Annotated in this window: 7 protein-coding genes; 4 read left to right on the forward strand and 3 right to left on the reverse strand. The window is 62.0% G+C overall.

Going from position 1 to position 6428, the window contains the following annotated elements; all coding sequences use genetic code 11:
* Positions 1–185, reverse strand: a 185-nt coding sequence (locus AC11W3_RS19375; RefSeq protein WP_484093587.1) for a hypothetical protein, incomplete at its 3' end; no start/stop codon positions are given.
* A 379-nt stretch (positions 186–564) separates the two neighbouring features.
* Between AC11W3_RS19375 and AC11W3_RS19380 the strand changes: the two genes are divergently transcribed.
* The 3 genes from AC11W3_RS19380 to AC11W3_RS19390 are packed head-to-tail and all read left to right on the forward strand — an operon-like array spanning position 565 to position 2916.
* Positions 565–1107 (forward strand): MamS/MamX family magnetosome protein, encoded by a 543-nt coding sequence (locus AC11W3_RS19380; protein WP_484089971.1) that lies wholly within the window; start codon positions 565–567, stop codon positions 1105–1107.
* A gap of 47 nt (positions 1108–1154) precedes the next feature.
* A complete protein-coding gene (locus AC11W3_RS19385) occupies positions 1155–2015 on the forward strand; it encodes a transporter (protein WP_484093588.1) in 861 nt (286 codons plus the stop codon).
* Positions 2016–2040: 25 nt separating this feature from the next.
* Complete coding sequence (locus AC11W3_RS19390) at positions 2041–2916, forward strand: hypothetical protein (protein WP_484089973.1); 876 nt, start codon at positions 2041–2043, stop codon at positions 2914–2916.
* A gap of 98 nt (positions 2917–3014) precedes the next feature.
* Here AC11W3_RS19390 and AC11W3_RS19395 read toward each other — a convergent pair whose 3' ends face one another.
* Both AC11W3_RS19395 and AC11W3_RS19400 read right to left on the reverse strand, forming a co-directional pair.
* Positions 3015–5009 carry a PAS domain S-box protein gene (locus AC11W3_RS19395; RefSeq protein ID WP_484089974.1) on the reverse strand — a complete coding sequence of 665 codons (1995 nt, stop codon included), beginning with the start codon at positions 5007–5009 and terminating at the stop codon, positions 3015–3017.
* 64 nt (positions 5010–5073) lie between these two features.
* Positions 5074–5580, reverse strand: coding sequence for a tetratricopeptide repeat protein (locus AC11W3_RS19400; RefSeq protein WP_484089975.1), 507 nt, complete (start codon positions 5578–5580; stop codon positions 5074–5076).
* A gap of 472 nt (positions 5581–6052) precedes the next feature.
* Here AC11W3_RS19400 and AC11W3_RS19405 point away from each other — a divergent pair.
* On the forward strand, positions 6053–6428 hold a 376-nt coding region (locus AC11W3_RS19405), incomplete at its 3' end, for a response regulator (protein WP_484093589.1).

A 6428-nucleotide genomic window follows, 5' to 3' on the forward strand; every position in this document is an offset into this window, starting at 1 on the left:
CCCGGCGGACGCTCCAGTACAAACTGAAAGAGTACGGGTTGCTGGACGCGCTTTGACCTGGTGCAAATCGCCGGTCGACAGGTGCAAAGGATTGCACTTGTTTTGCCGGTCAAGGCCGGGTTTGAAACTGCAACATCCCGTGTTGCCGGCACGTTAACCGCTGCGCTTTCTTTGGCATGAACCATGGATTACCTCCGGACAGGGTCACAAACTTTCCCAGGAGGAACAACATTAAGAAATCGGCACTCTATGCAGTAACGGCGGTTGCGCTCCTTTCCCTTGCCGGCCAGGCAATGGCCAGAGGCGGGAGCATCTCAAAGAAGATCACCTGGCATTCAAAGGAGTAGGATCGTATGAAAAAACTCGTGGTAGCGTTGTTGTCGCTGGCGGCATTTTCTGCATTGAGCGGATGCATGGGCATGATGCACCCGATGTGGTGAGCGTAAGGGTGGACCGCTGGATGTCGAGCTTCAGAGAGTCGAACATCCCGGGCAAGAGAGCATGCATGACCGTATCACATTTTCTTCCCGGTAGGCTCAACGTTCGTGAAGGGGTTGGTTTGTTATGACAATGGTCCGTTTATGGTCACTAATCAGTTGCGCACTCCTTTTGAACTGCGCGCTAGCCGGTGCAGCCTCTGCCGGCTTCTTCGGTTTCGGCACCGACGAGAAGGGGAAGAGCGGACTTGACTTCAACCGGGGCTACGACATCAATACCGTGGCCACGGTATCGGGGCGGGTGGCGGCTTTACCGCACCAGGGGGACCGCGAACAGGTCGTCATAGAGGTCAAAACCGGCCACGAGGTGGTGAACGTCACCGTTGGCCCGGGATCCTTCTGGGAGAAAAAGGGGCTCCCCTTACGGCTTAACGACGAGGTGAGCGCCAAGGGCTCTAGGGCCCAAGGACAGGATGGCAAGACGTACCTTCTGACCCAGAAGCTGGTGAACCGCACTTCCGGTACGCAGGTGGAACTTCGCAGCGAAAAGGGAGAGCCTGCCTGGTCTGCGCGCAGTGCGGCAGGGATGGGACTGGAGCGGTCATCGGGAGGACAGATGTTCCAAGGCGGTGGCATGATGCGCGGCGGCGGTGGCATGATGCGCCACTGACTCAAGAAGCTGTGCCCGGAATGGGAATCTGCCACGGAGAGATCTGAATGAGAAGTCGCTTTAACACGTTGAAGTTTTTTTACGGGATGCTGCTGTCCGCAACCTCCTTGCTGTTCCCTGTCCCGGTGCATGCCGACGGTCCGGCCTTTTCAGCCGGTCTCGGCTTCGAATTCGCCTCCGGCAGATACGGAACCGGCACCAGGACGGAGTCGGTCTACATGCCCTTCACCGCCGCGGTCAATCCGACCGAGCGGCTCGGCTTCTCGCTCGAGATCCCCTATCTCTACCAGAGCACCTCGGCGGTTAACACCACTGTTTTTTCCGGCGCGGGGGGGCAAACGATGCATGCGCGGAAGGCTGCCGCAGCCATGTCCATGGGAGACGGGTCCATGTCTTCTGCGACAACCGCAAACCCGGCGCAGCCGCAAAATGGGATCGGAGACATCATTGCCAGGGGAGGGTACGTCCTCGTGCCGGAAGGAGATCTGGTGCCGAGAATACGCCCCTATGTCCAGCTGAAAATCCCCACGGCGGACAGCTCGAAGGCTTTGGGGACCGGCGAATTCGACGAGGGTTTTGCAGTCGAACTTTTCAAGCGGCTCGGCCAAGTGTACACCTTCGCAGAGGCAGGGTACACCCATCAGGGCAAGTCCAGAACCCTGGCCCTCAAGGATTACCTGACCTACAACGCCGGAGGAGGATACGCCTTCGGAGATAAATTTCTTCCCATGCTTATTGTCAAAGGTTCGACTGCGCCTGTAGCAGGCTCGACCGGCCTCTTGGAGGTGCGCTTGAAACTGAGATACCTGGCAACGTCGCACACCGGAGTCGAAGGGTACCTTGCCAAAGGGATCACCACAAACAGCCCGGACTACGGCAGCGGTCTGGCGCTCTTCCATGATTTTTAAACCACGACGGAAAGAGGATGAACATATGAAAAAGCAAGCTCTCGCGGCAGCATCACTCATTTTGGCAGGCGTACTGGCAGGCTGCGGAGGTGGCGGCACCGCAACATCCGGGACTGCGGCAACCACGGCCTCCGGTTTATCCGCGGTCTCCGGCAAGGTGGCCGACGGTTATCTCGTCAACGCTACGGTATTTCTCGACAAGAACGGGAATTACCAGCTGGACCAGGGTGAACCGTCGACTACCACAGACGCAAACGGCGCCTATACGCTGAACATCGACCCTGCGGATCTTGGCAGGTACCCCATCGTCGCCTTGGCGATCAAGGGGGTGACCATCGACAAGGACACCGATCAGGCCGTTGCAAACAGCTACCTTCTCAGCATGCCGAAAGACAGCGTCAGCGGCGCTGTCAGCAGCAACTTCATCAGCCCAATGTCGTCGCAGCTGCGGGAGATGATGGAAACGGGCAAGTACGCGACCATGCAACAGGCAATGGAAGCGCTGAGGGCCAAACTACGCATGTCCGCCGGTACCGACATGATGGGCGACTACCTCGCCGGCCAGAACGGGGCCATGCATACCGCGGCGCAGAACATGGCGACCCTGATGGGCGGGGAGATGTCCCAGGTGTTCAGTGGAAGCGGCGGCCCGACGGGCATCGACGTGAACCGCTACCGGGGGATGATGGGAGCCATTTTCAGCAACATGTCGTCCATCAAGGGCTCCAATGCCCAGACTGCAATGACGAATCTCATGGCCACCATGACGTCCAACATGGCCGGCATCACCCCGGGTCAGCCTTTCCGCAACATGTCTGCATCGTTCAGGGGGATGATGGGGGGAGGAACCGTCTCGGGAAGCGGCATGACGGGATCCGGCACAGGCGGCTCGATGATGTAGGCTGATGAAGGATGCAGCCAGTTTTGCATAAAAGGGAAGGGCTCACTTGAATAACGAAGTGAGCCCTTCTCCTGTCTGACCCATCCCGGCCTGTGCAACTACCCCTTAGGCTGGCGGACCGGCAGCGACACCGTCACCTCGGTACCCTTCCCGAAGGTGCTGCGGACGTCGATATCGCCGCCGTGGCGCTTCACGATCCCGTAGCTCACGGTGAGCCCGAGCCCCGGCCCCCTGCCGACGGCCTTGGTGGTGAAGAAGGGATCGAAGATCTTGCCGAGGTTCTGGGTCGGGATGCCGCAGCCGTTGTCGCGGATGGCGACCACCACCTGAGGGGCCTCGGCGTAGCGCTTCACCAGCCGGGTGCCGACTTCCACCGTGCCGCGATCGGGGACGGCGTTCTTGGCGTTCTGGAGGATGTTGGTGAAGACCTCCAGGAGCTTCACGTAGTCCCCCTCGATGAGCGGCAGCTCTGGGTCGGCCGCCCATTCGACCCGGATGGCGGCTCCGGCCAGCTGGTCCCCCACCACCTCCAGGCTGTCCCGCAGCACCTCGTTCAGATCCATCTCCGAAAAGTTGCACCTGGTCTGGGTGGAAAAGCGGGTCAGGTCCTCCACGATCTTCTGGCAGCGAAGCGCCGCGCTCTCCATGCTCTCCAGAACGTCGATGTCCTCCATCAGCGCGGGGACGATGGGCTGGGTCAGCGAGGAGCTGCGCAGGAGCTGTATGGCGCTCAGTATCCCCGCCAGCGGGTTGTTCAGCTCGTGCGAGGCCCCGGCCACCACCTCGCCCAGCGTCGCCATCTTCTCGGACTGGATCAGCTTGCCCTGGGCCTCCCGCAGATAGCGGGTCTTTTCCTCCACCTTGATCTCCAGCTGGCGCTGGAACTGCTCCCTTTCCTGCTCCAATTGCTTGCGCTGGGTGATATCGCGCAGCACCACCTGGATGGCGGGCCTCCCCTCGAACCAGATGCTGGTCCCCACGCTCTCCACGTCGATGACGCTGCGGTCCAGCCGCATAACCTTCATCTCCAGCTGCGGAGCCACCGTGTTGGGGATTTCCAGCTGGCGCATCCTCTCCTCGATCAGCTCCCGGTACTCGGGATGAATGAGGGAGATCACCGGCTTCCCGACCAGCTCTTCGGGGGACCCGGCCCCGAAAAGCCTGGCAGCCTCCATGTTGGCGTAGAGGAAGGCTCCGTCCCCGTGCACTACGATCCCCTCCGGCGCGTGCTCGACCAGCTGGCGGTAGCGCTCCTCGCTCTGCTGCAGCTCCCGCTCCATGCGCTTGCGCTCGGTGATGTCCCTGAAGATGCCGCGGGTCACCGAGGGCCGGCCGTCCACGAAGCTGCAGTTGATGCTCCCCTCCAGGACGACCACCCGGCCGTCGCGGGCCTGGAACTGCACCTCGACCCTGGGCACGCTCACCCCGTGCATGATCTGCTGGAAGAGAAGCGAGCAGTGGTCGCGGCAGACGGGGGAGATGATGTCGAAGACCTTGAGGCCGGCAATCTCCTCGTCGCTGTAGCCCAGGGTCGCCTTCCAGGCGCGGTTCACGTAGAGGAAGGAGCCCTCGGGGTCGACGCTCTGGATCAGGTCGTTGGCGTTGTCGAGGATGTCGCGGTGGCGCTCCTCGCTCAGCCTCAGGGCCTCCTCGGTCTTCTTGCGGTCGGATATGTCCAGGAAGGTCTCGACCAGGTGCGGGCGGCCGCAGAGGGTGATCTCGGCCACCGTCTTCATCACCGTGAGGTACTCGCCGTGGGCGGTGAGGAGCTGCCGCTCGCAGCAGTCGATGCAGTGGCCTAGGTCGGTTATCGGGCACTGGCCGATCTCGGCCACGCAGACGAAGCGGTGGCATACCGAGCCGACGATCTCCTCCCTGGGGACGCCGATCAGCTGCACGGCCTTGGGATTGGCCTCCACGATCAGGTGGCTCTCCGCGTCGATCACCAGTATCCCCACCTGCGCGGTGGCCAGGATGGTGGCCAGGTACTGGCGGCCCTCCTCCAGGTTTCCCTCCAGCCGGTCGGGATTGAAGATGCTCCGGTCTACCGGCAAGGTCCCCCCGCCGATGCGGTTGCTGCTCGTCATTGTCATAACTACTCCACTATTCACGATTCTGAAGAAATAACCGGGAAGCTGCCGCGCAGCGAGCCGGCGCTCAGGGGGAAGGAGCGGCAACCGCGGTGCCCTTCAGCTCCTTGAGGGCCTTCTGGGCCTCCGGATACCCCTTGGCGGCGGCAAGGGCAATCCACTTCTCCCCTTCCGCCCGGTCCGCTGGCACCCCTACCCCGAGGAGGTACAGCATCCCCAGGTCGTACTGGGCGTTGGGCAGACCCTTCCCCGCGGCGCCTTGCAGAAGCTCCCGGGCCCGGGCGAAGTCCTCCGGGACCCCCTCGCCGCGCAGATACATGAAGGCCAGGTTCCACTGCCCCAGGGGATACCCCTGCCGCGCGGCCCTCTGGTACCAGAGGGCGGCCTCCTTCTTGTCCATCTTCACCCCGACGCCAGACGCATAGAGCACGCCGAGCTTCGACTGGGCACCGGCATCTCCACGCTCGGCCTGTCCCTTCAGGGCGGCCACGTCGACCCCGTCATACGCGAAAGCGGGAAAAACCGACACCAGCGCCAGCATCGCGGCGGCTGCCAAAAGCTCCTTGATCCTCATACCCGGTCCTCCCTTGCAATGGTCTCTCCCACACAGCAAGGACCTTGCCATCACGGGATATGACCCGGGGTGAAAAGCCCCCGCCACGTTACCGCCGACCAATGAGAGAGGCACTATGGGAGGTTACCCATTCTACGGCACGCATCGTGCTAACGGCAGGTGAAGGCCGGGGGGCCGCCTGCCGCCGCTGGTCCACCGAATAAGGCAGTGCTGCCTAAGGGATGGCTCATGGCGATGAAGCGGCGGCGGCAATGGCCGCGAGGGGGCGGAAGTTCCTCCGCGCCGCGACGCTATTCCGGGGCGATTGCCGCCGCTCACGCGCCCCCCCGCCGTCCGGTGGGTGATATCACCCACCAGGCTGCGCCAAATGACACTGTAGACCGCGCCGGATTGGGCGAGAGGCGCCACCCGAACCGACAGAAAGAGACAGAGATATATTTTTTTATATGTATCAACCGCAGAAGGGACAGCCATGGCAAACAACAACCGGATACTGGTGGTCGACGACGAGAAACTGATATCCTGGTCGCTGGCGACCATGCTCAAGAAGGAAGGATACGAGCTGGACAGCGCGGCCTCGGGGCACGAGGCCATCCGGAAGTTCGAGAGCTTCCGGCCTGAGCTGGTGCTGCTCGACATCTGCCTTCCGGACGTGAACGGCCTGGAGCTCCTCAAGCGCTTCAAGGCGGCCAACGAAGAGATCTACGTGATCATGATCACCGCCTACGCCCACGCCGACTCGGCCGTGCAGGCGCTGCAGGAGGGGGCGGAGGACTACTTCGGCAAGCCCTTCAACCTGGACGCGGTCAAGCACGTGGTCAACAAGGCCTTCGAGAAGAAGCGGCTCA

This window comes from Geomonas sp., from assembly GCF_056994735.1.

What these genes read in the sequence shown, in the direction of transcription:
- AC11W3_RS19380 (WP_484089971.1), top strand. Translation starts at nt 565, where the DNA reads ATGACAATGGTCCGTTTATGGTCACTAATCAGTTGCGCACTCCTTTTG.
- AC11W3_RS19385 (WP_484093588.1), top strand. Translation starts at nt 1,155, where the DNA reads ATGAGAAGTCGCTTTAACACGTTGAAGTTTTTTTACGGGATGCTGCTG.
- AC11W3_RS19390 (WP_484089973.1), top strand. Translation starts at nt 2,041, where the DNA reads ATGAAAAAGCAAGCTCTCGCGGCAGCATCACTCATTTTGGCAGGCGTA.
- AC11W3_RS19395 (WP_484089974.1), bottom strand. Translation starts at nt 5,009, where the DNA reads ATGACAATGACGAGCAGCAACCGCATCGGCGGGGGGACCTTGCCGGTA.
- AC11W3_RS19400 (WP_484089975.1), bottom strand. Translation starts at nt 5,580, where the DNA reads ATGAGGATCAAGGAGCTTTTGGCAGCCGCCGCGATGCTGGCGCTGGTG.